Genomic DNA, 24,860 nt, shown 5'->3' with positions numbered 1-24,860 from the left:
TCACAGGTTTTCCGGGGAGAGCCCGAGCTCGGCCGCGGCGGTCGTGCGGATCAGCGTGTTCACCTTGCGCCTGGTCAGCGCCCTGGGATGCACGTGTGTCTGGATCGCGAGCCCGTCCACGAGCGCGAGGATCCGCCACGTGGATCCGTCGGGGTCCTCACACTTGAACTCGCCGCACGCCACGCCCGCCTCGATGATCGCGCGTAGCACCAGCCGGCCCCGGGAGTCGATGCGGCGCGAGATCTCCTCCAGCTCGGAGTTGCGCATCGCCTCGGACCACGCGTCGATCCACAGCCGCCATCCCTCGGTGGGGATCGCCGGGGAGGAGAGCCTGAGCATGGTGCGCAGCCGTTCGAGCGGCGGGCCCTTGGCCTCGTCGATGTCTTCGAGCGAGTGGAGGTGCTGGCGGGCGGCGTAGGTGAAGGCCTGGGCGAACAGCCGATCCTTGGTCTCGAAGTGGTAGAACAGCAGCGCCTGGCTCACTCCGGCGGCCCTGGCGATGTCAATGGTCCGGGTGTGCCCGAACCCACGTTCCGCGATGACCTCGCAGGCCGTCTTCAGTAAATCCTCACGCCGTAATCGGCTGAACCCTGAAGTCACAGCGAGTAACTCACCTCCCATGTCCGGTAATCGTGCGCGCCCATGAGTCCATCAAGGGGCGGAAAATTTCTCATACCCACAATCACTCCTTTCGTATCGGCAATCGCAGCACGAAGCGCGCGCCGGTGTCGGAGTCCTCGATCTTGAGGGTGCCGTGGTGGGCCTGCGCGATCTCGCGGGCGATGGGCAGGCCCAGCCCGGTGCCGCCGGCGTCGCGGCTGCGCGAGGCGTCCAGCCGGGTGAAGCGCCTGAAGACCACCTCGCGCTGGTCAGGCGCGATGCCCGCGCCGTCGTCGAGCACCTCCAGCACGGCCTCCTCGTTCCTGCGCAGGGTCACGATGATCGTGCTCTCGGCGTGCCGCTCGGCGTTGTCCAGCAGGTTCGTCAGGAGGCGGGCCAGCTTGAGCCGGTCGCCCGTGACGACCACGCCGGGCTGCAGCGCGGTGACGATCTTCTTCGACCGCGGCCGGGTGGTCTCGGCGGCGACCAGCTCCGCAAGGTCGACGGATTCGAGCCGCGAGGGGGCGCCCGCTTCGAGCCTGGCGAGTGTCAGCAGGTCGGCGACGATGTTCTGGAGGCGGTCGAGGCTGGCCATCAGCTTGCCGCCGGTCTCGCGCCAGTCGGTCTCGTCGGGGGCGAGCATGGCCGACTCCAGCTCGGCGCGCATGGCGGTGATCGGGCTGCGCAGGTCGTGCGAGGCGTCGGAGGCGAACCGGCGCTGCTGGTCCATCGCGGCCTCCAGCCTCGCGAGCGTGCGGTTGGCGGCCTCCGCGAGCGCCTTGATCTCCTCGGCCTTCTCGGGCACGGCCACCCGCATGATCTCGTCGCGGTAGCTGATGTCGGTCAGCTGCCTGGTGATCTGGTTCACCGGCGCGAGCGTCCTGGCCACCACCTTGGACACGCCGAACCAGGTGATCGCGACCAGCGCCGCGCTCACCAGGGCCAGCACGGCGATCACGTACGGGTGGATGTACCAGGGCACAGTGGCGTCGTAGGCGTAGACGAACCAGTCGCCGCTCTCGTCGAAGACCCGGACGGAGGCCGTGATGTGGCAGTCGTCGTCGAGCTGGGGCAACCGGCACAGCACATCGGTGCGGCTGGGGCTGCTGGGGTCGGGCACCACGGTGGTCAGGCGCGGCACGCCCTCCAGGTTCGGCGTCGAGGCGACCACCCGGCCGGTCGAGTCGACGACCTGGAGGCCATTCAGATCGAAGCCCGTCAGGGGGTGCATATGGTTGCGCTGGATGTCGTGGCCGACGTGCAGCGCGGCGCTGGTCACCTCTTTCGTGCGGATGTCGACGGCCGTCCTGTGTCCCACCCACAGGGAAAGCGCGCCTGCCGCCAGGCACAGCAGTGCCATGGCGACGCTGGCGAACAGCGCCAGGCGCGCGCGAATGGATCGGCCCAGCCGTTCGATCACACCCAATCCCCCCGTGATCAGATGATCACAGTACGTGGCTCCGCATCCAATTAACGGAGATTCACGGACAAATCACGCTAAAAGTGCTGCGGAGAGGTGCTCTATGCGGCATCCGGTCGCCTGACTAGAGTAAGTGGGCACTGATGCCAAGGAGTCGATGTGAACCTTGCTGAGTATCGGCGGTCCGCCAGGGCCTGGCTGCAGGAGAACGTCCCGGCCGACGACCGGCCCGGGGCGGACGCGGTCGCCCGGGCCAAGGAATTCATGGCCAAGCTCCACGACGCCGGCTACTCCGGCATCACGTGGCCGGAGCGGTGGGGCGGCCAGGGGCTGACGCAGGCGGAGGAGCGCGCGTTCGCGGCCGAGGCCCGCGACTTCACGCTCCCCACGTACGTCTTCTCGATCGGTCTCGGCATGACCGGGCCCACGCTGGTCGACCGGGGCACCGACGCCCAGCGCGAGCGGTTCGTCCGGCCGCTGCTGCGCGGCGAGGAGATCTGGTGCCAGCTCTTCTCCGAGCCGGGCGCGGGCAGCGACGTGGCCAGCCTGCAGACGAAGGCCGAGCGCGACGGAGACCACTGGATCGTCAACGGCCAGAAGGTGTGGACCTCGGTCGCCCACCACGCCGACTGGGGCCTGCTGCTGGCCCGCACCGACGTGGAGGTGCCCAAGCACAAGGGGCTGACCATGTTCGTGGTGGACATGCGCCACCCCGGGGTCACGGTCAGGCCGCTGAAGGACATGACCGGCAGGTCCAACTTCAACGAGATTTTCTTCGACGACGTCCCCATCCCCGACGAGCACCGCGTGGGCGAGGTCAACGACGGCTGGAGCGTGGCCGTCACGACCCTGCTGCACGAGCGGCTGTCGATCTCCGCGGGCGTGGGCATGAGCGGCCAGAAGGAGGACCCGGCCTCGCTGGAGGCGCTGCGCCGGGTGGTCGACACCGACGACCCGCTGGTCCGCGACGAGCTGGTCGAGCTGCACATCCGCGGCCGCGCCCTGGCGCTGTTCAACCAGCGTCTGGCCCAGGAGACCGAGGCGGGGATCTTCCCCGGCGCCCGGGGCAGCGCGGCCAAGCTGCTGCTGGCCGAGCTGACCATGTTCCGGGCCGATCTGGCCACCCGGCTCGTGGGCCCGGAGGCCGTCCTGGGCGACTCCCCGCTCGCGCACGCGATCTCGCTGGCCCCGGCCATGGCGCTGGGCGGCGGCACCAACGAGATCATGCGCAACATCGTGGGCGACCGCGTGCTCAACCTGCCGCCGGAGCCCCGGGTGGACAAGACCGTGCCGTTCAAGGACCTGAAGGTGGGGACGCAGGGGTGAAGCTCGTACTCGATGAGGAGCAGCGGCAGCTTCGCGAGGCCGTGCGCGCCTTCCTGCGCGTCGCCTCGCCGCTGCCCAAGGTGCGGCAGGGCTACGACCCGCAGGTGTACGCCAGGCTCAACGGCGAGCTGGGCCTGTCGGGCCTGATCGTTCCTGAGGAGTACGGCGGCGCGGGCGCGGGCCTGGCCGAGCTGGCGGTCGCCCTGGAGGAGACCGGCGCGGCCCTGCTGCCCGGCCCGTTCCTGGCCACCGCGTTCGCCGCGATCGCCTTGACCCGCGCGCCCGACAAGGAGCTGCTGGCCGCCGTCGCGGAGGGCCGCACCACGGCCACGCTCGCCCAGGCCCCGCTCGACCTCGACGGCCCGGTCGCGAGCGGCACTCTGGCGCAGGTGCTCAGCGGCATGGAGGCGGACGTGCTGGTGGCGCCCGCGCGCAGTGGCGACGCCGAGCTCCTGGTCGCCGTCGAGCTGGCCGGGCCAGGCGTCACCAGGACCCCGCTGGAGACGCTCGACCCGACCCGCGGCCAGGCGCGGGTGGTCCTGGCCGGCGCGCCCGCCCGCGTGCTGGGCCCGGCCCCCGAGGTAGGCGACCGGCTCTGCGTGGCGCTGGCGGCCGAGCAACTGGGCGTGATGCGCGCGGCGCTGGACGCCATCGTGGCCTACGCCAAGATCCGCGTCACCTTCGGCCGCTTCATCGGCTCCTACCAGGGCGTCAAGCACAAGCTGGCCGACATGCACTGCAAGCTCGAGCAGGCCGAGTCCATCGTCAGGTACGCCGCCTGGGCCGCCGACGAGTCGCCGGACGAGCTGCCCGGCGCCGCCGCCCTCGCCCAGGCGTACGTCGGCCGCGCCTGCTTCGAGGTGGCCCGCGACCACCTGCTGCTGCACGGCGGCATCGGTTTCACCTGGGAGCACGACGCGCATCTGTTCTACAAGCGGGCCAAGGCGGACGAGGTGCTGCTCGGCCCGCCCCGCATCCATCGCACCCGGCTAGCAGAGTTGCTGGAGCTCTAAATGGACGTCAGCCAGATGCCCGGCTTCTACGCCATCGGCGCCGCCGACCCCGACCGCCTCGCGGTGATCGACGCCGACGGCACGAGGACCTCCTACGGGGAGCTGCTCGCCCGGGCCAACCAGGTGTCCCACGGCCTGCGGGCCCGCGGGCTCCGCACCGGCGACGTGGTGGCGGGCGTGCTGCCCAACGGCATCGACGCGATCGTCATGATCCTGGCGACCGCGCAGATCGGGCTCTACTACGTGCCGATCAACTGGCACCTGACGGCCTCCGAGGTGGCGTACATCCTGGCCGACTGCGACGCCAAGGTCGTGGTCACCGGCCCCGACTTCGCCGTGCCCGGCGGGGAGATCGGCACGGCGGGGCTGGCCGAGGGGCAGCCCGCCGACGCGCCCGGCGAGCGGACGTCCGGGGCGGTCATGTGGTACACCTCCGGCACCACCGGCTTCCCCAAGGGCGTGCAGCGGCCGCTGCCGGGCGTCGAGCCCGAGCAGATGGTGCCCGCCTACCACTGGTTCCTCGGCGAGGTGGTCGACCTCAGGCCGGGCGACGACGTCCACCTGGTGACCTCGCCGATGTACCACTCGGCGCCGTGCGCGCACACCCAGTTCGCGCTGCACTTCGGGCACACCGTGGTCGTCGCGCCCAAGTTCGAGCCGGTGACCATCCTGGAGCTCATCGAGCGTTACCGGGTCAACAACGCGATGATGGTGCCGACCATGTTCCACCGCATGCTGCAGCTGCCGGAGGACATCAGGGGCAAGTACGACGTGTCGAGCCTGCGCCAGGTCATCCACACCGCCGCCGCCTGCCCCGTCGCGGTCAAGCAGCAGATCATGGACTGGTGGGGGCCGGTGCTCTACGAGTACTACGGCTCCACCGAGTCGACGATCGCGTTCGCGGTCAAGCCGCACGACTGGCTGGCCAGGCCGGGCACGGTGGGGCGGCCGGCGCCCTCGTTCGAGGCCAAGATCGTGGACGAGGACGGCGCGGAGCTGCCGGTCGGCGAGCCCGGCCTGATCTACGTTAAGTCGGGCATGGGCACGTTCGAGTACCGCAAGGACCCGGAGAAGACGGCCGCCAGCATGCTGGGGGAGTGGTACTCGCCGGGCGACATCGGATACCTCGACGAGGACGGCTACCTGTACCTGTGCGACCGGCGCACCGACCTGATCGTCTCCGGCGGGGTGAACATCTACCCCGCCGAGATCGAGGCCGCCCTGCTCGAACACCCGGCGGTGGCGGACGTGGCCGTCATCGGAGTGCCGGACGAGGAGTGGGGCCACAACGTGGTCGCCCTCGTCCAGCCCGCCGAAGGGGTCACGCCCGGCCCCGAACTCACCGCCGAGCTGCTGGAGCACTGCGGGCCGCGCATCGCCAGGTTCAAGCATCCGAAGGCGATCGAATACCGCTCCCCGCTGCCGCGCACGCCCACGGGCAAGCTGTCGCGCTCCAGAGTGCGCGAGGACTACCTGTCCGAGGCGTGAAACACCAGCTCGTCGCTGTAGCCGCGGCCGTCGCCCAGGTAGAAGCGGACCGACAGGGTGCGGTCGGCGGTGTCGAAGACGGTCGTCCACAACGTGCGGAACGGCAGGGCCGGGTCCTCGGCCTGCCGGACCGCGCGCAGGGTGTCGCGCAGCTGCGGCGGTGACACGGCGGCGCCCTTGCTGCGCTCGTACAGCGTGCGCAGCCGCTCGTAGGTCCTGAAGCTGCCCGGGGTGTCCTCGGGCAGGTTCATCGGGTCGGGGTGGCGGTGCAGCAGGTGGTTGGTGACGCAGAGCGGGCCGTCGCCGAGCTCGACGATGTGCTCGCCGCCGTCCCTGCCGCGCTCCCACACGAACGCCTGCCCGCTCGCGTCGGCCACCAGGTAGTGCAGGGACGTGCCGTGGTCGTACTGCTTGGCGCCCAGGAGCGCCTGCTTGGCCTGCTCGACGTTCTCGCAGGTGTCGACCAGGAACCTGGGCAGCTGCACGCTCCCCACCCCGACCTGCGGCGAGACGTCCACCGGCGGTGCGGCGGTCTCGAAGTCGGCCACCAGCAGCGTGACCGCCAGGCCGGCCGAGTTGACGCCGTCCATGCAGCCGTCGAGGTCCGACATGGTGATCACGGTGGAGGCGAGCCCGTCGTCGGGCACCGTCGTGATCACGTAGGGGCGCGAGGCCATCGGCAGCTCGTCCGGGCCGGGCGCGGTGCCCATCACCTCGCTGGTGGTCAGGGGGAAGAAATCGTAGTTCCGGCCGATCCGGCCGTGGCCGTCCGTGGCGGCCGACGGCGGGATCCACAGGGCCGAGCAGCCGGAGCCCTCGGGGACGTAGTTCAGCCCGTCGAGGGCCAGCTCGTCCTGGTCGGGGTCGAGGCCCAGGGCCGCCGCCGCGCCGTCCATGCGGGCGTGGTGCTGCGGCCAGTGCCGCTCGAACCACGTCCTGCGGGCCCGGTTCACCGCCGGGTGGGCCGGCGTGGGGGCCCAGCCCAGCCGGCGGGCCTCTTCGGTGAGCGCCCTGCCGATCTCGTACTGGCTGCCCTTGAGGGTGAGGTGGTGCACGAGCTGGAAGTCGTCCTTGCCGCCCGCGACCCGCGTCATGTTCTTCATGTCCCGAGCCTGGGGCCGACCGCTGACCAAGGCCCTACCGTTCGCTGACCGTCCGCCGACAGGCTCGCCGACTGGCCCGCCGGTAGCGCTCGGCGAGTCTCTCCACGGCCTCGGCCAGCTCGGGCGGGTCGAGCACCTCGAAGTCCGCGCCCATGAACCCGATCCACGCGGCCATGCCGTCCAGGTCGTCGCCGCCCAGCCTGACCAGGCTGGTGGTCTCGTCCACCGGCTCCACCTCCAGCCCCAGCGGGTGGCGGGCCAGCTCGCCGGCCGGGGCGTGCACCCGCACCGTGGCCCGGTAGCGCCACATCGCCGTGTTGACGCCCTTCTCCACGTACGCCGCCACGTCGCCGTCCTCCGGCGGCTCGCGCGGGGTGAAGCGCGGCCCGGCCGGCGTGCGCGGGCGCACCCGGTCAACCCGGAACGTGCGCCAGCCCTGCCGTTCGACGTCGTATCCCACCAGGTACCAGCGGCCGCGCCGGTGCGCCAGGCGGTGCGGCTCCACGTTGCGCACGGTCGTCCCGCCGTCGTGGCCGGTGTAGTCGAAGCGCAGCCGCTCGTGGTCGCGGGCCGCGTTCGCGATCGTGGTCAGCACCTCGGGCGGCACGGCGGGGGCGTTGCCCGGGATCTGGACGGTGTAGGAGTTGAGCGCGTTCACCCGGCGGCGCAGCCGGGACGGGAGCACCTGCTCCAGCTTGGCCAGGGCCCGCACGGAGGTCTCCTCGATGCCCTCGACGCCGCCGCCCGCCGCCCGGCCGAGCCCGACCGCCACCGCGACGGCCTCCTCGTCGTCGAGCAGCAGCGGCGGCAGCGCCGCCCCCGCGCCCAGCCGGTAGCCGCCCGCGACCCCGGGCGTGGCGTGCACGGGGTAGCCGAGCGTGCGCAGGCGTTCGATGTCGTTGCGGATGGTCCTCGTGGAGACCCCGAGCCGGGACGACAGCTCGGGGCCCGTCCACTCCCGGTGTGCTTGGAGCAGGGACAGAAGCTTCAGGAGGCGGGCCGAGGTGTCCAGCATGGAGACCAGTGTGCCCGCTATCGCGGCAAGGTTCCTTCCGTGTTCACCACGATCTTGCCCAGGAAGTGGCCGTCCTCGCTGAGCCGGTGCGCGTCGGCGATCCGCTCCAGGGGGAACGACTCGGCGATGGGGATCCGCACGTTCTGGTGCCGTACCGGCCCCTTCGCGCCGCCGCCGGACGAGAACCGCACCCCGAGCCTGGCCGCGCCGGCCCGGTCGGCGATGGTGATCACGTTGGCGGGGTCGCCGGCCAGCTTCACCGACAGCTCCAGCTCGCCCCGGCCCGAGGCGTCCAGCACCCGGTCGACGGGGCCGGGGAGGCGCTCCTCCAGGCCCTCGCCGTAGGTGACCGGGTGGACGCCGAGGCCGCGGAGGAAGTCGTGGTGGCGCTCGCCGGCCGTCCCGACGACCCGGGCGCCCCCGGCGAGGGCGAGCTGCGCGGCGGCCAGCCCGACGCCGCCCGCGACCGCGTGGATCAGCAGCGTGTGGCCCTCCTCCAGGCCCAGCCCGTCCAGCGCGCGCCGGGCCGTCTCGACGGCGACGGGCAGCGCGGCGGCCTCCTCGTACGTCAGATCGTCCGGCTTGGCGGCCAGCGCGCCCGCCTCCGCGATCGCGTGCGTGGCCGCGGCCCCCGCCTGGACCTGCCCGAACACCGGGTCCCCGAGCCGCCACCCGGTCACCCCGGGGCCGAGGGCGTCGATCGTCCCGGCCAGTTCGAGCCCGGTGCCCTGGGGCTCGTCGGGGGGCGCGCCCATGAAGCCGCGGCGGAGCTTCCAGTCGATGGGGTTCACCCCGGCCGCCCTGACCGCGATCCGCACCTGCCCAGGGCCGGGCTGGGGGAGCGGGATCTCCTCCAGACCCAGCACCTCCGGGCCGCCGTGGGCGCGGTAGCGGGCGGCCTGGGCGGTGACGAGCAGGACCGCCTTGCCGACCAGCTCGCGGTTGCGGAGGGCGTCGTGGGTCTCGCGCGCCCGTTCCAGCGGCACCGCCAGCCCCACCACGGTCGCGAGCCGGTCGTCCTCCAGCGCCTGCCGGGCCAGCCGCCGGAACTCGTCCGGGGCGAACTGGACCTGCTCCATGCCCACCACCCGCGCCGCCCCGGGCTCGATCCGGGCGGTCGACCCGCTGGGCACCCCGTAGGCGAAGAACGTGCCGCCGGGCTCCACCAGCCGGTACGCGGCGCCGCCGACCTCCCCGCCCACCCCGTCGAACACCACGTCGAAGGGCCCGCCGAGCTCGTCGTAGCCGACGGCCCGCGCCGCGCCCATGCCGAGGGCCGCCGCCCGCTTCGCCGCGCCCTGGGCGGCGGCCGTCACCTCGGCCCCCGCCGCACCGGCCAGTCCCACGATCGGCAGCCCCAGCGCCCCGCCGGCCCCCGTGACCAGCACCCGCGTCCCGGGCTTCAGCTCCGCCGCCGCCACCAGGCTCAGGGCCGCGGGCCCGACCTGGAGCAGCGCGGCCGCCCGCCACAGGGGCACCTCGCCGGGCACCTCGACCACCGTCTCGACGTCGGCGACGACCCGCTCGGCGTACGCGCCGCCGCCGGGCAGGAACGCGGCCACCCGCCGCCCCGCCCACGCGCCGTCCACCCCGTCGCCCACGGACAGCACCCGCCCGGCCACGCCGGTGCCGGGCACGAACGGCGGCTCGCCGGGGAACCACTCCCGCCCCCACCCGGCCCGCAGCTGCGCGTCGAGCGACATCACGTCCACCACCGACACGCCGATGAGCACCTGCCCCGGGCCGGCCTCCGGCTCCGGCGCCCGCCGGAGCTCCAGCACCTCGGGACCGCCGAACCTCGTCACCTCGATAACGTTCATGCGGCCGAGTCTGTAACCTCAAGTCAGGTTGAGGTCAACTCGGGGCAGGTCGCCGATCAGCCGAACAGCTTCTGCGCCTGCTGGATGACGACCAGCACGGTCAGCGTCCCGAAGAAGGCCACCGACCAGATCAGCGCGCCCAGCCGGTACGAGCGCACCTTGATGGGCTCGGGCAGCGACCGCCGGTTGAGGATGATCAGCAGGATCGAGTAGACGAACATCATCACGGCCGCGAAGCACGCCGAGAACACCAGCAGGATGAGCGGCTGGTCGAAGCCCGCCAGCAAGACCGCGATCCCGATCAGCGCCATCGCCCAGACCGTGTAGAAGTAGACCCGGTTCACCGAGACCGGCCTGTCACGCAGGTAGACCGTCTTGATCGTGTCGGAGGCCAGCCGCGAGGTGTAGTCGACGATGCCCATGGCGGAGGCGAACAGCGCCAGCGCCCCGATCACCCAGAACAGCACCCCGAACCACGGGCCGACGACCTCCTGCAGCACCTTGCCCTCGACCTGCAGGAACTGGATGCCGTTGGCCAGCCCCTGCCGGCCGAACACGGTGGAGTAGGCCAGCATCGACATGAACGCGATCGTCACGAACGACACCACGGCGAACGTCCAGGCCTGCTCGATGTTCGCGAAGCGCCACCACTGCCGCCACCGCGCCAGGTTCTCCTTGGTGGGCGCGAACTGGAAGCCGGTCGAGGCGGCCGCCTCCTCCTGGCCGGTCACCGGGCTGACCAGGCGCGGCACGTACTGGCCCATGCCGAAGCCCTTGTCGCGGATCCAGTTGCTCTGGCAGAGGTTCTGGCCGCCGCCCGCGCCGGCGTAGGCGATGGCGCCCATCAGCACCGAGAACTCCAGCGCCGGCACCGGCAGCCGGGCCCCGACGGTCAGGCCCTTGCCCAGCTCGACCCAGCTCTCGGCGTTGATCGCGAACAGCGCCGCGACCACGATCAGCGTGATCACCAGGATGATCTTCACGAAGATGACCCGTTCGAGCGCGGTGTAGATCACCGGCGCCAGCGTCAGGCCGAGCGCGATCACGACGAGCATGCCGATGGCGATCCACCGCACGCTGTCCGCGCCCGACCCCGTCAGGTACGTCACCATCGTCGCGGACGTGGTGACCCAGCCGGGCCAGAGGTTCGAGCAGAGCGTCATCACCACGAAGACCAGGCCCCAGTGTTTCCACATCCGGCTGAACCCGGTGAGCGCCGTCTCGCCGGTGGCCAGCGTGTAGCGCTCGATCTCCATGTTCAGGAACCACTGCGTGATGATGCCGATCGCGGCTCCCCAGATGAAGACGAGCCCGACTTGGGAGGCGATGTACGGCCAGAGAATGAACTCGCCCGACGCCAGCCCCACACCCGCGCCGACCAGCCCCGGGCCGATGATGCGCCAGGTCGATCGGGGCGGGTCGGGCAGATCGCGGACGGCGACGGACGGTAGGACTCGCGCAGGAACGGTCGGGGTGAACTCCGCCATGCGGATCTCCTTGCTAAGCGTTGCCTGACCGCCACATTACAGAGACCCGAAACTTTTGTGGAATACCTAGTTAACCTGCGACAGCACGTATTCTCCCCGGTCCGTGAAACCCGCGACCCGCCAGCCCGTTCTCATGAGCCTGCCGAGCGAACCGCGCACCGCCAGCCGCCACGCCGCGGCCGCCGCCGGGTCCTCGCCGCGCAGCCGTTCGACGTCCGCGGGCGTCCCCACGAGCACCGTGCCGCCCCGCGCCTCCTTGGCCACGGGCCGGCCGCCCTCGTCCGCCAGGAGCACGTCGGCGGGTGGCGGTTCGTCGTGTTTCGCCGGCTCCGTGATGCGCCACACCGCCAGCAGCCGGTCGGACGCGTCCCCCTCGTTGATCGCGTCGGCCATCTTCCCGTAGAAGTCCTCCAGGTACGCCTCCGGCATGGCGCCCAGCTTGACCAGGTTGAAGCGCGCGTTCCTGCGGACGAGGGGGTCGAACGTCCAGGTGATCCGCTCCAGCCCCTGCTCCAGGCACCAATCGCGCTGGTGCGACTTGAGCGCGTGGCCGATGCCCCTGCCGATGACGGCGCCGGTCACGTGCGAGTGCAGCGTCCGGTCCGCCGCCCTGAACCCGACCGAGGCGCCCACGAGCCTGCCGCCCTCGTACGCCCCCGCCACGTAGTTGCCCGTGTGCGCGAACCCGATCATCAGCTCCACGGTCACGGGCGGGTTGTGCGGCGCCGGGTGCCAGATGTCGTCGAAGAGCCGGTAGACCTCCTCGAACTCGTCGATCTCCCGCAACTCCCTGATCTTCACACCACCGTTCACCCCTCCATTTACGCACGCCGGCGGGGCCGTACCCGGTGGGGACGCCTCATACGGGCGTCCGCAGGCCGACGGGCCGGTAGGCGGGGGCCGGGGGTCTGGCGGCGAGCCGGCGGTAGAGGGTGGTGGGGCCCGGCCAGTTGTTCGTCACGCGGCCCTCGGCCGTCTTGTACCAGCTCTGGCAGCCGCCGCCCCACACCATCCGCGCCATCGCCGCGTCGAGCTGGCCGCGCCAGGCCGCCATCACCTCGGGCCGCACCTCGATCGGCCCGTTGGCGGACAGGTACGGCAGGCAGGACATGATGTGCTCCACCTGGCACTCGATCATGAAGACGATGGAGTTGTGGCCGAGGTTGGTGTTGGGGCCATAGAGAAGGAACAGGTTGGGGAAGCCCGGCACGGAGATGCCCAGGTACGCCTCGGGGCCGCCCTCCCACTGCTCCGCCAGCGTGCGGCCGTCGCGCCCGGTGATCTCCATGGGCGCCAGGAACTCGGTGGTCCTGAAGCCGGTGGCGTAGACGATCGTGTCCACCTCGTGCAGGCCCTCGGTGGTCTCGATGCCCGTGGGCGTGATCCGTACGACCTTGTCCGTCACCACGTCGACGTTGGGCCTGGTCAGCGCGGGATAGAAGGCGCTGTCGATGACGACCCGCTTGCAGCCCGGCGGGTAGTCGGGGGTGAGCTTGGCCCGCAGCGCCGGATCGGGCACCTGGTCGTGCAGGTGCCGCAGGGCGCGCTTCCTGAGCAGGTCCGCGCTCCAGCCCTGGGCGAGCGCGGGGTAGAGGGCGGCCTCGGCGTAGCGGTAGAGCCACTCGCGGTAGGCGCGCTGGAGGCCGGGGACGAAGTGGAAGGCGAGCTTGGCCAGCGGTCCGAAGGCGGCGTCCGGCTTGGGGATGACCCAGTTGGGGGTGCGCTGGAAGACGTGCAGGCGCTCGGCCCGCTCCGCGACGCGCGGGATGAGCTGGGCCGCCGACGAGCCGTTCCCGATCACCGCGACGCGGCGGCCGGTGAGATCGTGGTCGTGGTTCCAGCGGGCGGAGTGGAAGGAGACACCCCCGAAGTCCGACATTCCCGGAATCTCGGGGAGGCGGGGGCGGTTGAGCTGGCCCATTCCCGCGACGACCACGTCGAACGGCTCGGTCCGGTCGCCGGTCGTCACCTGCCACCTGGTGCCGTCGAAGTCAGCACGCCGAACTTCTACCCCGAACCGGATTTTTCGCCTGACGTCGTATTTATTGGCGCAATGCTCAAGATATCCAAGAATTTCGGGCTGTTCTGGGTAGCGGCGGGTCCAGCTCGCGTACTTCTCGAATGAATACGAGTAAAGATGCGAGGGAATGTCGCACCCCGCCCCGGGATAACTGTTGTCGCGCCACGTGCCCCCGAGGTCGTCCGCCTTCTCGAAGACGGTGTAGGAGTGGATCCCGGCCCGTTCGAGCTGGATCGCCATGCACAGTCCGCCGAACCCCGCTCCGATGATCGCGACGCTTGGTGACATGCCGTCCTCCGCAGGTCAGGATTCACTTACAGTACGCCGAACGCCGTTCCAGCGACACCCTCTCCCATGCCGATAGTCTGCGCAGGTGGCTGCTGTGTCGTTGACGAACGTGATCGAGGTGCTCGAGGCGGCCTACCCGCCCGCCCGGGCCGAGTCGTGGGACGCCGTGGGGCTGGTCTGCGGAGATCCGGCCCAGGAGGTGCGCCGGGTGCTGTTCGCGGTCGACCCGGTGGCGGCCGTGGCCGAGGAGGCCCTGGAGTGGGGGGCCGACCTGATCGTCACCCACCATCCCCTCTACCTGCGCGGCACCACCAGCGTGGCCGCGACCACGCCCAAGGGCCGCCTGATCCACACCCTGATAAAGAACGACATCGCCCTCTTCACCGCCCACACCAACGCCGACGTGGCCAACCCCGGCGTGTCCGACGCCCTGGCCGCGGCCGTGGGCCTGACCGGCGACCTGGTGCCGCTCCAGCCGTTCCCGGACGACCCGTGGCGGGGTCTGGGCCGCATCGGCGAGCTGCCCTCGGAGATGACGCTGGGCGAGTTCGCGGCGCAGGCGGCCAAGGGCCTGCCCCACACGTCCGGGGGCATCCGCGTGGCGGGCGATCTCACCCGCCCCGTCACCCGCGTCGCGGTCAGCGGCGGCGCCGGCGACTCCCTACTCGGCGCGGCCAAGACCGCCGGGGTCGACGTGTTCCTGACGGCGGATCTGCGGCATCATCCGGCGAGCGAGTTCGTGGAGTCGGGCGGGCCCGCGCTGATCGACGCCGCGCACTGGGCGACCGAGTGGCCCTGGCTCGACAGCGCGGCGTCCATCCTGCACTCGAGTGGCGTTACCGTTGAAACGCGCGTCTCCGCCACGGTCACCGATGCTTGGACAAAAGGATATTGATCATGAAAGCAGCCCCTGAGGCTCAGAAGAGACTGCTCGACCTGGCAGAGCTCGACTCGGTGATTGATCGGCTGGCCCACCGTCGCCGCACCCTGCCCGAGCTGGCCGAGATCGACGAGCGGTCGAAGTTGTTCGCCAAGGTCGCCACGCAGGTGATCGAGGCCGAGACCGAGGCCGGCGACCTGGCCCGCGAGCAGACCAAGGCGGAGAGCGACGTCGACGCCGTGCGCACGCGTGCCGACCGTGACCAGAAGCGCCTCGACTCCGGCGCCGTGACCTCCCCGCGCGACCTGGCCGGCCTGCAGTCCGAGATCACCTCGCTGCAGCGGCGCCAGGGCGACCTGGAGGAGGTCGTCCTGGAGATCATGGAGCGCAAGGAGGCCGCCGATACCAAGGTCACCGACCTGGTGACGCAACGTGACGAGCTCGCCACCGCCCTTTCCGCCGCCGAGGCCCGCCGCGACGAGGGGCTCAAGGAGATCGACAAGGAGGCGGGGGAGGTCCAGGGCCGCCGTTCCGGCGTCTCCGGCGAGATCCCCGCCGACCTGCTCGCGCTCTACCAGAAGCTCAAGGACCAGTACGGCGTGGGCGCCGCGATGCTGCGCGGCGGCCGGTGCCAGGGGTGCAAGGTGGCCCTGTCCATCGCCGAGATGAACCGCATCAAGGCCGCGCCCCACGACGAGGTGCTCCGTTGTGAGGAGTGCCGGCGCATCCTCGTACGTACGGCAGAGTCAGGCCTGTGACCTCTTACGTCATCGAGGCGGACGGCGGCTCGCGCGGCAACCCGGGCCCCGCCGGCTACGGCGCGGTGGTCATGGACGCCTCCGACGGCCAGGTGCTGGCGGAGGCGGCCGAGGCCATCGGCGTCACGACCAACAACGTCGCCGAATACCGCGGCCTGATCGCCGGCCTGCAGGCCGTGCTCAGGCTGGGCGGCGAGGGCTCGGCGGTGGCCGTGCGGATGGACTCCAAGCTGGTCGTCGAGCAGATGGCGGGCCGCTGGAAGATCAAGAACGAGGGCCTGCGGCCGCTCGCGCTGGAGGCCGGGGCGCTGGTCAGGCGGCTGCGGGTGACGGAGTGGACCTGGATCCCCCGCGAGCGCAACAAGCACGCCGACCGCCTGGCCAACGAGGCCATGGACGCCGCCGCCAAGGGCCTGGCCTGGAAGGCCGGCGGCACCACCCGCCCGGACGCGCGGGAAGCGCCGGCACCCGGAGACCAGGTCGCACCCGCACCCACCGCGCGCCAGACAGACCTCCTCGACATCGGCACGATCACCGAGGTCTCGGCCCCCACCGCCTCCATCGCCACGGCCCAGCAACGTACCGCCACGGGCGGCGCCAAGGGCACCGGCTGGGCCCCGCCCACCCGCGTGGCCACGTCCCTGCTCCTGCTCAGGCACGGCGAGACCGCGCTGTCCGTGGAACGCCGGTTCTCGGGCAGGGGCGACGCCGAGCTCACGCCCAACGGCCTGGCCCAGGCCGCGGCGGCCGCCGAACGGCTGTCGCGCGAGCCGTACCGGCTGGATGTGATCGTCAGCTCGCCGTTCAAGCGCGCCAGGCAGACCGCGGAGGCGGTCGCCCGGCGGACCGGGCTCGACGTCGAGGTGGACGAAGACCTCAGGGAGCTCGACTTCGGCGACTGGGAGGGCCACACGTTCACCGAGGTCCAGCGCCGCTGGCCCGCCGAGCTCTCCGCCTGGCTCGCCGACCCGGAGACCGCGCCGCCGGGCGGCGAGAGCTTCGCCACCGTCGCACGCCGCGTCCAGGCGGCGGGGGAGCGGCTGGTGGAGCGCTACGAGGGCAAGACCGTCCTCGCGATCTCCCACGTGACGCCCATCAAGATGCTGCTGAGGCAGGCCATGCTGGCCCCTCTGGAGTCCCTCTACCGCATGCACCTCGACGTGGCATGCCTGTCGCTGATCGAGTACTACGCGGACGGCCCGGCCGTGGTGAAATCGTTCAACGACACCTCGCATCTGCGCCGTTGACGGGGAATGCCGCGGAGCTTGGTACAGTTCTGCAGACGAGTCGGCCGGGCGACCGCGTCGGGCCATCCGGCCCGCCGAGGAAGGTCCGGGCTCCACAGGGCAGGGTGGTCGGTAACGCCGACCCGGGGTGACCCGCGGGACAGTGCCACAGAAAGCAGACCGCCTCCCGGTTGACGGGGGGTAAGGGTGAAAGGGTGGTGTAAGAGACCACCAGCGCCCACGGTGACGTGGGCGGCTAGGTAAACCCCACCCGGAGCAAGGTCAAGAAGGGACGCTCCCCGGAGCGTTCCGCGCGCGACGTTCGAGGGCTGCCCGCCCGAGCCGCGCGGGTAGACCGCTCGAGGCCGCCGGCAACGGCGGCCCTAGATGGATGGTCGCCCCTTCTCACGAAGGACAGAACCCGGCCTACAGGCCGACTCGTCACTTCCACCCCTCTGACCAGGGGGTTGGGGTTCATGCTTCCTTCTTGTTCCGGCTCTGTTCCGCCAGGTCTTTCTCGATCTTAGCGTCGATCGCGCCGCGCCCGAGGTCCTCGTCGTCGGGGAACAGATGCCCGTAGGTGTCGAACGTCTCGCTGATGGTCGCGTGGCCGAGGCGGCGCTGGATGCTCTTGGGGTTGAGGTTCGCCGCGATCAGGGTCGAGGCGTAGTAGTGACGGAGGTCGTGGAACCGTGTCCCCTTGGGGAGGCCGGCCTTCTCGACGGCTTCGCGCCAGCAGTCCCCGAACGAGGAGCGCCGGGGGATCTTGCGAATGCGGTTGGTGATGAGCACCCCCTCAGGCCCGGGGGAGTAGCGCTGCATGTGCCCCGTGATCTCCGCCAGGACGCCGTCATCGTGACGTCGCGGATGAACCGCACCGGATGCAGCGTCGACCGGATACGCAAGGACCGCATCCTCCACGAAGCTCTCGCCGGAGGGGCGGACCCGCTTCACCTGTCGCTGGTCTTCGGGATCTCCCACAGCACCGCCGCCAGATACTCCGCCGTCGCCGAGCATCTACTCGCCGACGAGCTCGATCAGACACCCCAACCGTGATCCCTTGGGTCATGCCGCCGGCGTCAACGACGAACTCCCCGCCTTTTCAGATATCACCCAGCGAACTCGCGTGTGTTCCCGATGAATGTCCTTCAGTCTGGCTGAACTCACGGCGGACGTGTCGGTAAGAAACGTGTCATGGGCCACAAACGAGCGGCTCGGCTCAGATCACGATCCCCACCCTCATGGCGTCGTCTTCGCGATCCCGCCCGCAGTACGGCTCACCGAGCTCGGCATCCGCCAGGTCGACGGCGAGGTCATCGAGGCCGCGCACGCCGTCGGATCGCGGCCCCGGCAAATCCGTGGACGCAACCCCGTCTTCGACACTGCCCATGGGGGCTATCACGAAAGGCAGCTTGATCAAAGACTGGATTTGCGTTGATCTTGATGATACCTCTGTGCCTAGAACATCCGTTCGAGTGGCCATGGCGACATGGCCACTCTGCTGTGTGCAGAGGAGTGTTACGTGACACTGCTGGTGCGAAACGGGGAGACAGCACCGCACTTACCCGGTCCCAGGCATCGGAGCAGACGCCTGGCGAGGGCCGCCGCCGCTGCCGTGGCTGCGACGATGGCCCTGAGCTTGGCCTCAGCTCCGTCCTGGGCGGAGCAGCACACTGAGCCGGCACCCGCGCCGAGTTCGGCGCCTTCGAAGCCGCAGGGCGGCAGTCCCGTGGTGGACGAGAAGGTGGTGGCGGCCAAGGCGAAAGCCGTCAAGACCGGCAAACGGGTCGCCTTACCCTCGCACTACACCGAGACCATGAAGGTGTGGGCCAACACCGACGGCAAGACGCTGCACGCTGAGCTGAGCACCGAACCGGTGCAGCTCAAAGTGTCCAGCAAGGACGGCAAGAAGTCCTGGCAGCCGGTCGACACCTCGATCGTGACCAAGTCCGACGGCGCGCTGGCGGCCAAGCTGGTCAAGACTCCGCTGACCTTCGGCGGCGAGGGTGACAAGACCCTGGTTACCGCCAAGGACAAGGACGGAACCGTCGCCATCGGCTGGAACAACAAGCTGCCCAAGCCGACCGTGGACGGAAACAAGATCACTTATCGGGATGTGGTGGCAGAGGGCGCCGACCTGGTGCTCACCGCCCTCCCGAAGGGGTTCGCTCAGGACGTCGTGCTGCGTACGCGTCCGAAGAGCCTGATAAAGATCCCCCTGTCCGTCACCCTGCCCGAGGGCAAGACGTACGGCACCCGTGACGGCAAGCCCCAGCTCATGTCGGCGCAGGGCGCGGCGGAGAGCAGGCCACTGGCGGCGCAGGCGGTTGACGCCAGGGCAGCCGAGGCGCCCGACCAGGGCAAGGTCGGCAAGGTGGACACTTCGGTGACCACCGATGCCTCCGGCAAGCCATCGCTGGTGCTGACCCCTGACCCGGCCTTCCTGGCGGATCCCTCAGTGACCTACCCGGTGATCGTGCCAATGAGCGGTGATTGGATCGGCGCGGGAGACTCCTCCGACACCTTCGTCTCCAGCGTGCAGTACCCCAACTCGGCGACCCTGTCCACCTGGCTCCGGGCAGGAAAGTCGGCTGACGGGGAGCTGTGGCGCACCTACCTGCGTTACGTGATCAATGGCACCCACCTGGACTTCGCCACCATCCACGACGCCGACCTGCGGTTGTGGAACTACCACGCCAACGGGTGCGGCACCAGTGTAGGCGTCGGGATCGTCGCGCGCCAGCTCACCGAGGCGTATGACTACTCCACCTTGACGTGGGCCAACCAGCCCCGCAGCACCGGCACCAACGCGGTGGTCAACACCGGCGGCTACAGCGCCACGCTGGCAGGCTGCTCGGGTAGCGGCGAGCTGTACTACTCGATCGAGGATATCGTGCAGCAGTGGGCGGACGGGGCGTCTGACTATGGGCTGATGATCCGCGCCGCCACCGAGGGTGCCGCCGGGGCCAACTGGCGCCAGTACCGCTCCGACCAGTACACCGGCGCGGACGGACGCGGCCCGGTGCTGTTCATCGACTACACGCCCGCGGACCGCGTCAGGGTGGTGTTCAACTCCAGCGGGGATCTGACGTCCTTCCCCACCTACGGCGAGGCTCTGGCGATGGAGGAGGTCCTGCTCGCCACCCCCGACACCAGCGTCCTCAGCACCGAACAGATCAGGGCGATCGAGACCCAGCGTTACGCGGAGACCGACAGCACCATCCCCGAGCTGCAGCCGCTGGAGGGGGAGAGTGACGAGTCTCCCACCAATCCTGACGTCGGTGACTCGGCTCCGCCGTCCGTCATTGAAACGACGCCGGCCGATGGCGCGAGCAACGTACCGACCGACACCGGCGTCAGCGTCACCTTCAGTGAGGACGTGCGCGGCGCCGACCTCGTCCTGAAGGACACCGACGGCGGCCTCGTGGCCACCACGACGGGCGAAACCGGTGAGTACGGCAACGCCACCGTCACCTTCACACCCGGTCAGCCGCTGAAGTCCGGCACCGTTTACACCGCGACCGTCAGCGGCGCGACGGACCTGTGGGACAACGTCATGTCTCCGCATTCCTGGTCCTTCACCACGACGGGACCTGATACGACCGCGCCGACGGTGAGCGGGACCGACCCGGCCAAGGACGCCACCGACGTACCGGTCGCCACACCAGTGCGGGCCACCTTCAGCGAGCCGGTGTCCGAAGCGGAGATCATCCTCAAGGACGCGCAGGGCACCGCCATCACCGGCACCGCGGCGATGGACAGCACCAACAAGATCTTGACCTTCACCCCACAACAACCCCTGGCCCACAGCGCCGCCTACACCGCCGAAGCGAGCAAAGCCAAAGACACCGCGGGCAACATCATGGCCACCCCGCATGTCTGGTCCTTCACCACGGCGGCGCCTGATACGACCGCGCCGACGGTGAGCGGGACCGACCCGGCCAAGGACGCCACCGACGTACCGGTCGCCACACCAGTGCGGGCCACCTTCAGCGAGCCGGTGTCCGAAGCGGAGATCATCCTCAAGGACGCGCAGGGCACCGCCATCACCGGCACCGCGGCGATGGACAGCACCAACAAGATCTTGACCTTCACCCCACAACAACCTCTGGCCCACAGCGCCGCCTACACCGCCGAAGCGAGCAAAGCCAAAGACACCGCGGGCAACATCATGGCCACCCCGCAAGTCTGGTCCTTCACGACGGTACAGGCACCATCGGCTCCGAAGACGATCACGTTGCCGGTGCAGACCGACACCTGGCTCGATAACCAAGGGACGGTCGGCCCTAATGGCCCCACTGTGTGGGCGGGCGCGTACGGCAGTAGCGCTCCGAGGGCCATCGAGCGGACCTACCTGAAGTTCGACACCTCGGCGCTGGCGGGTAAGGCGATCACCGAGGCCAAGCTGGAGCTGTGGAATTCGGCTTCCTTCGGTTGTGGCGCCGCCGACTCGGGTCTCAAGGCGCAGCAGGTCACCGGGGCGTGGAGTGCCGAAACCCTGAGTTGGCGCAATCAGCCGCAGACCACCACCAACGGCGAGGCGCTCGCCAAGGACCCCGGCGGATGCATCGGCGATTCGCCGCCGAGCGATGTCGTGTGGACCTGGCCGGTAACCGACATCGTGCGGCGCTGGGCATCCGGCCAGGACAACCATGGCCTGATGGTGCGCGGGGTTGACGAATCCACCAGCGCCCCCCAGTACGACCGCGGCTTCCACGCGTCGGAAACCGAGGAGGCCGAGGCCCATCCGCCGACGTTGAAGGTGACCTACACCGACAACGCCGGTCCCAGCCCGACTCCCACGACACCTCCCCCCGGTTCGGACACGACACCGCCGACGATCCTCGCGGTGGAACCGGCCGACGGAGCCGAGAACGTGCCGGCCGACGCCACGGTGAAGGTCACCTTCAGCGAGCCGGTGACCAACGTGAACTTCGTCCTGACCGACATCTTCACTGAGGAGGAGGTGCCCGGCAGCGTCACGATGAACGCCCGTAACACGGTGTTGACGTTCACGCCGGACGAACCTCTGGACTTCTACTACTGGGCTGAGATCACCGCGGCCTCGGACACCGCGGGCAACGCCATCGAGGAGCCCTACGGGTGGGCTTTCCTGGCCGGCTCGGCGGAACCGCGGCAACTACGTGCTACGGCCAAGGCCCCGTTGTCCATCGACAGGTTGTGGACCCGCTCCTCGAAGGCTGAGGAGGCCGTCGTACCGACCACGGCTCCGGAGCTCATGGTCAAGGTGTCCGGCCGGTTGACGCGGCACTCCACCGTGGAAGTCGAGGTCGAGCACGACCCCGGCGTCCGGTCGCAGGGCAAGGGCAGAATCTGGTCCGGAAGCGCAGAGATCGCCGCTGGATCTGTGGGAATCGCTCGGGTGCCCGACGGGAAGCTGAAGGACGGGTGGCAGGTGCGATGGCGTGCCCGCGCCACATCGGCCGCCGCGGTGTCCTCGTGGACGGAATGGCAGTCGGTCAAGATCGATCTCGGTGACTCCGGCCAGGCAAGCACTCCGAAGAAAGCGGAGGCCACCGCCGTACAGAACGCCGATTTCGACTATGAGCACATGAGCCTTGAAATGTGCTCGGAGGGCCGCCGGAACGCGCCGCAGCCGAATGCCAGCTTCGGCTGGCAGAAGTCCTCCCGCTACAACGCCTGCTGGAGCAAGCTCATCGGCGTCGGCGACTACATCAAGAAGGGAGAGTACGTCCGGCCGCAAGTGGAGGACGGCTATCTCGTGGAGGCCACGACCGTCTACCACACCTACCTGGGGACCGCCGACGGCGCGGGGGTGATCGGCGGAACGGGCCTGACCCCGCAGACGATCTCGATGTGGACCCGGCTGGGCAACATCGTGGCGTACCTCGACGGCAAGGAAATCCCGGCCGACAAACTCGACGAGTACCGGATCGGCCTGGTGATCAGCTCGAAGGGCGAAAGCGGCTCCACGTGTAACCTCACTCCCGCTGTCCTCAGCCAGATGAAGGCCAAGGGCTGGCAGGAGTACGGGGACGGCATCTACACGTTCCGGGACAGCATCGCCAAGTTCAAGGCCAGCGGTGACACCTTCTTCCGCTTCTACTCCGACCCCGACAGCGACCGTGTCAGCACCTGCACGCTTCGTCCCCGGCTGTACAACACACTGGACGAGTGGGACGACGACGGCGAGGTCGACACAACCTGGGACAAGGCGGCGATCCCGCTGTGGAACACCGGCTGCTTTGACGACAAGGGCTTGGACGTGGGCAAGGTCATCGGAACCACACGCGTCTGCGGTGGCCCCAGCCACGCCTACGCCCCGACCACCCGTTGTGACGAACTCACCCTCGGACAGGAGGACGAGGACTCCCCGAGCACGGCGAGAGCGGCGGCGAACAACACCTATGGCGTGCACACCGGCGCCTGCATCTTCACCATCACTCCCGTCTTCACGATGTCGAAAAGCGCGGCGACAGCGGCCGGGAAACCCATGGACGCGGTCATCGACCATATCGCCGACGCCCTGAAGACACCGGACAACAAGAACACCTGGCCCTACAAACTGGTGAACAACGTGCGCCAGGAAAAGACCATCCCGGGCAACGCCGACGTCACGGGGTCGAAACCACTGACCCGTCTCCTGGGCAAGAAGAACGCGGATGAGAATCGGAAGAAGTTCAACTGGGAAAGGCAGGTGAACGGCCATCTGACGAAGGGCGAATGCGACCTGTACTACTGGGAGCTGAACCCGAGCCTGAAGTGGGTACAGCACTACACCCAGGCCGGTCTGCAGTGCGATGAGTTCCCCTTCGCTAGCACGTACCAGGGAAAAGTGGGGAACGACTACTCCGTCAGACCCATCAACGGCCTGCAGAACAGGAACCATGGATGGACCTGGCTCAGAACCTTCTACTCGAGAAATAGACTCGCCGACAGGGACCCCTTCTTGGTGAGAACCAGAAGCTGAACCCGACCTCGGCCCTCTGTCACTCGGCAGAGGGCCGAGGCGGTTCGGCCGCCCGTTCTGATACGGAATAATCGTCCCCGTCCATGACATGCCAATCCGAGGGAGCGTCATGACCGAGCCTCTACCGGCGGGATGGTCCGGAATCGATGGGCATGGATGGGCTGACCTCGTGGCGATCCGCGCCAGGCTGGAAGCGGGCGCCGACCCCAACTCGGGCGTCTACGCCTTCGGCGGTTACGAGGGAAGGCCCCTGCACTTCGCGGCCGAATGGGGAACTCCTGAGACGGTGGCCGAGCTGGCCCGTCGCGTCGACGACGTCGATGCCGAGTTCGACGACCGGACCGCCCTGTGGACGGCGGTGTTCGCCCATCGCCTCGACAACGCCCGCACCCTGGTCGCCGCTGGTGCGGACCCCTGGCGGCCCATGATGGCCGGATGGTCTCCTGGACGGCTCGCCCTCGCCGGTCCGACCCCGGACCTGTTCCTGGTCCCCGCCGGGCACCCCGGCCTGACCCCCGACGAGGCCGCGATGGCCGCGGAGGCGCACCGGCTGATCGCCAGGCTGGCCGACATCGACGACTACATGGGTGTGGCCTGCGTGGCGGGTCTCACCACGACTGAGGCTGCGCGGCGTCTGGAAGCCCGGCAGGTGGACGACACCACTATGGAGCCGGTCCTGGAAGATCCTTGGGCCGATCCCGACACCCATCTGGGAATCGTCGGAATCACCGACGTCCCCGGTGGATGCGTCGTCACCCAACCCTGGGGGTACATCCCCTCCACTCCCGAAGTGGCCTTGCCGTTGTCCGAGGGAACGGTCTGCTACAGCCTGTTCGCCAACCCCAAGAGCGGCGACCAAGGACTTGTCAGCCGCGATGGAGTGATCGAGGACTCCGACACACTTCCCGGCGGCGGCGACGCGGGCGGACACCTGACGGCCGACGAGATTCTGGCCGAATACCTCTACCAGGGCGAGGCCGTGGCATATGTGTGCGCCAAGGCAGGGCTGCGACTGCCCGACGCCCGGGCCATCATCGGCCCGCCGGATCTGTGGGTGCGCCTGCCGGAGCGAGACCGCTGAAGCCGGCCTGGCGATCACCGGGACTGAGCCGGGAGGCGATCCGCACCGACTAGGCGACCTCCGCGTTGTGCAGAGCCGAGGCCACGATCCGGGAGATCCGCCCAGGCGTCGGCGGCTCGATCCGCTCCTCGCGCAGATGCTTGAGCAGTTCCTCCCGTACCCGGTCAGGGCGCCGCTCGGCGTGCGCGACCTTCTCGGCCAGCCACACCGCCAGCTTCGTCGCGTCCGCCGGCCGTCGTGCACGTGCGAAAGCCCAGGTGCGTGCGGATCTGATGGCGGTGGTACTCGATCGTGGAGCCAGACCACTCATAGAAGCCCGAGCGTGTCTGGCCAAGCTCGACATGTTCCGGCTCAGCCACCAACTCCGGATGGTGGAGGACATC

18 protein-coding genes, 1 other RNA gene and 2 pseudogenes are annotated in these 24,860 nt (G+C 69.7%); 10 read left to right on the top strand and 11 right to left on the bottom strand.

Translation table 11 applies throughout. The features are described from left to right. Both ABZS69_RS07530 and ABZS69_RS07525 read right to left on the bottom strand, forming a co-directional pair. The gene (locus ABZS69_RS07530; RefSeq protein WP_355368081.1) at positions 1-600 is read right to left on the bottom strand and encodes a TetR/AcrR family transcriptional regulator; all 600 of its coding nucleotides are present in this window, start codon (positions 598-600) and stop codon (positions 1-3) included. Positions 601-682: 82 nt separating this feature from the next. Next, on the bottom strand, positions 683-2,020 hold the full coding sequence (locus ABZS69_RS07525) for a HAMP domain-containing sensor histidine kinase (protein WP_355368078.1): 1,338 nt from the start codon (positions 2,018-2,020) through the stop codon (positions 683-685). 159 nt (positions 2,021-2,179) lie between these two features. On the opposite strand from ABZS69_RS07525, the gene ABZS69_RS07520 reads away from it, so the two are divergent. The 3 genes from ABZS69_RS07520 to ABZS69_RS07510 are packed head-to-tail and all read left to right on the top strand — an operon-like array spanning position 2,180 to position 5,847. Continuing rightward, entirely contained in the window at positions 2,180-3,346 is a 1,167-nt protein-coding gene (locus tag ABZS69_RS07520; protein WP_355368075.1) for an acyl-CoA dehydrogenase family protein, read from the top strand. After that, the gene (locus tag ABZS69_RS07515) at positions 3,343-4,359 is read left to right on the top strand and encodes an acyl-CoA dehydrogenase family protein (RefSeq protein ID WP_355368072.1); all 1,017 of its coding nucleotides are present in this window, start codon (positions 3,343-3,345) and stop codon (positions 4,357-4,359) included. The genes ABZS69_RS07520 and ABZS69_RS07515 overlap by 4 nt, the downstream gene beginning before the upstream one ends. Beyond that, positions 4,360-5,847 carry an AMP-binding protein gene (locus tag ABZS69_RS07510; protein ID WP_355368069.1) on the top strand — a complete coding sequence of 496 codons (1,488 nt, stop codon included), beginning with the start codon at positions 4,360-4,362 and terminating at the stop codon, positions 5,845-5,847. It abuts the gene before it with no gap. Here ABZS69_RS07510 and ABZS69_RS07505 read toward each other — a convergent pair. From ABZS69_RS07505 to ABZS69_RS07475, 7 genes and pseudogenes are all read right to left on the bottom strand, one after another. Then, a complete protein-coding gene (locus ABZS69_RS07505) occupies positions 5,829-6,950 on the bottom strand; it encodes a C45 family peptidase (RefSeq protein WP_355368066.1) in 1,122 nt (373 codons plus the stop codon). The genes ABZS69_RS07510 and ABZS69_RS07505 overlap by 19 nt on opposite strands. A 34-nt stretch (positions 6,951-6,984) precedes the next feature. Further along, complete coding sequence (locus ABZS69_RS07500; RefSeq protein WP_355368064.1) at positions 6,985-7,965, bottom strand: YafY family protein; 981 nt, start codon at positions 7,963-7,965, stop codon at positions 6,985-6,987. Positions 7,966-7,982: 17 nt separating this feature from the next. Beyond that, entirely contained in the window at positions 7,983-8,882 is a 900-nt protein-coding gene (locus ABZS69_RS07495; RefSeq protein ID WP_355368328.1) for an NADP-dependent oxidoreductase, read from the bottom strand. Between the two features lie 9 nt (positions 8,883-8,891). Then, positions 8,892-9,668, bottom strand: a pseudogene (locus ABZS69_RS07490) (zinc-binding dehydrogenase); the annotation flags it as partial. A 173-nt stretch (positions 9,669-9,841) separates the two neighbouring features. Next, complete coding sequence (locus ABZS69_RS07485) at positions 9,842-11,272, bottom strand: Nramp family divalent metal transporter (RefSeq protein WP_355368061.1); 1,431 nt, start codon at positions 11,270-11,272, stop codon at positions 9,842-9,844. A gap of 66 nt (positions 11,273-11,338) precedes the next feature. Beyond that, positions 11,339-12,085, bottom strand: a complete 747-nt coding sequence (locus tag ABZS69_RS07480) for a GNAT family N-acetyltransferase (RefSeq protein WP_355368058.1) — start codon at positions 12,083-12,085, stop codon at positions 11,339-11,341. Between the two features lie 46 nt (positions 12,086-12,131). Beyond that, entirely contained in the window at positions 12,132-13,580 is a 1,449-nt protein-coding gene (locus tag ABZS69_RS07475) for an NAD(P)/FAD-dependent oxidoreductase (RefSeq protein WP_355368055.1), read from the bottom strand. Positions 13,581-13,674: 94 nt separating this feature from the next. Here ABZS69_RS07475 and ABZS69_RS07470 point away from each other — a divergent pair, with 94 nt between their 5' ends. From ABZS69_RS07470 to rnpB, 4 genes are all read left to right on the top strand, one after another. Continuing rightward, positions 13,675-14,475 (top strand): Nif3-like dinuclear metal center hexameric protein, encoded by an 801-nt coding sequence (locus ABZS69_RS07470; RefSeq protein ID WP_355368052.1) that lies wholly within the window; start codon positions 13,675-13,677, stop codon positions 14,473-14,475. 2 nt (positions 14,476-14,477) lie between these two features. Beyond that, a complete protein-coding gene (locus tag ABZS69_RS07465) occupies positions 14,478-15,218 on the top strand; it encodes a C4-type zinc ribbon domain-containing protein (protein ID WP_355368049.1) in 741 nt (246 codons plus the stop codon). After that, complete coding sequence (locus tag ABZS69_RS07460; RefSeq protein WP_355368046.1) at positions 15,215-16,465, top strand: bifunctional RNase H/acid phosphatase; 1,251 nt, start codon at positions 15,215-15,217, stop codon at positions 16,463-16,465. The genes ABZS69_RS07465 and ABZS69_RS07460 overlap by 4 nt, the downstream gene beginning before the upstream one ends. Positions 16,466-16,501: 36 nt before the next feature. Further along, positions 16,502-16,889, top strand: an RNA gene (rnpB, locus tag ABZS69_RS07455) — RNase P RNA component class A. 29 nt (positions 16,890-16,918) lie between these two features. Here the strand turns inward: rnpB and ABZS69_RS07450 are convergent. Next, complete coding sequence (locus tag ABZS69_RS07450) at positions 16,919-17,461, bottom strand: site-specific integrase (RefSeq protein WP_355368043.1); 543 nt, start codon at positions 17,459-17,461, stop codon at positions 16,919-16,921. Between the two features lie 229 nt (positions 17,462-17,690). Between ABZS69_RS07450 and ABZS69_RS07445 the strand changes: the two are divergent. The 3 genes and pseudogenes from ABZS69_RS07445 to ABZS69_RS07435 all read left to right on the top strand — a co-directional run. After that, positions 17,691-17,801, top strand: a pseudogene (locus ABZS69_RS07445) (proline/glycine betaine ABC transporter permease); the annotation flags it as partial. Positions 17,802-18,173: 372 nt separating this feature from the next. Next, positions 18,174-23,396, top strand: a complete 5,223-nt coding sequence (locus tag ABZS69_RS07440; RefSeq protein WP_355368040.1) for an Ig-like domain-containing protein — start codon at positions 18,174-18,176, stop codon at positions 23,394-23,396. A 109-nt stretch (positions 23,397-23,505) separates the two neighbouring features. After that, positions 23,506-24,477 (top strand): ankyrin repeat domain-containing protein, encoded by a 972-nt coding sequence (locus ABZS69_RS07435; RefSeq protein ID WP_355368037.1) that lies wholly within the window; start codon positions 23,506-23,508, stop codon positions 24,475-24,477. Between the two features lie 49 nt (positions 24,478-24,526). On the opposite strand, the gene ABZS69_RS07430 is transcribed toward ABZS69_RS07435, so the two are convergent. Beyond that, positions 24,527-24,685: a hypothetical protein gene (locus ABZS69_RS07430; RefSeq protein WP_355368034.1), complete on the bottom strand. Its 159-nt coding sequence runs from the start codon at positions 24,683-24,685 to the stop codon at positions 24,527-24,529. Positions 24,686-24,860: the final 175 nt, after the last annotated feature.

The organism is Nonomuraea sp. NPDC005650 (assembly GCF_040605375.1).
In the GTDB taxonomy this organism is placed as follows: Bacteria; Actinomycetota; Actinomycetes; order Streptosporangiales; family Streptosporangiaceae; genus Nonomuraea.
The sequence above is the reverse complement of the archived record's forward strand: the minus strand, read 5'-3'. Positions and strand labels throughout refer to the sequence as shown.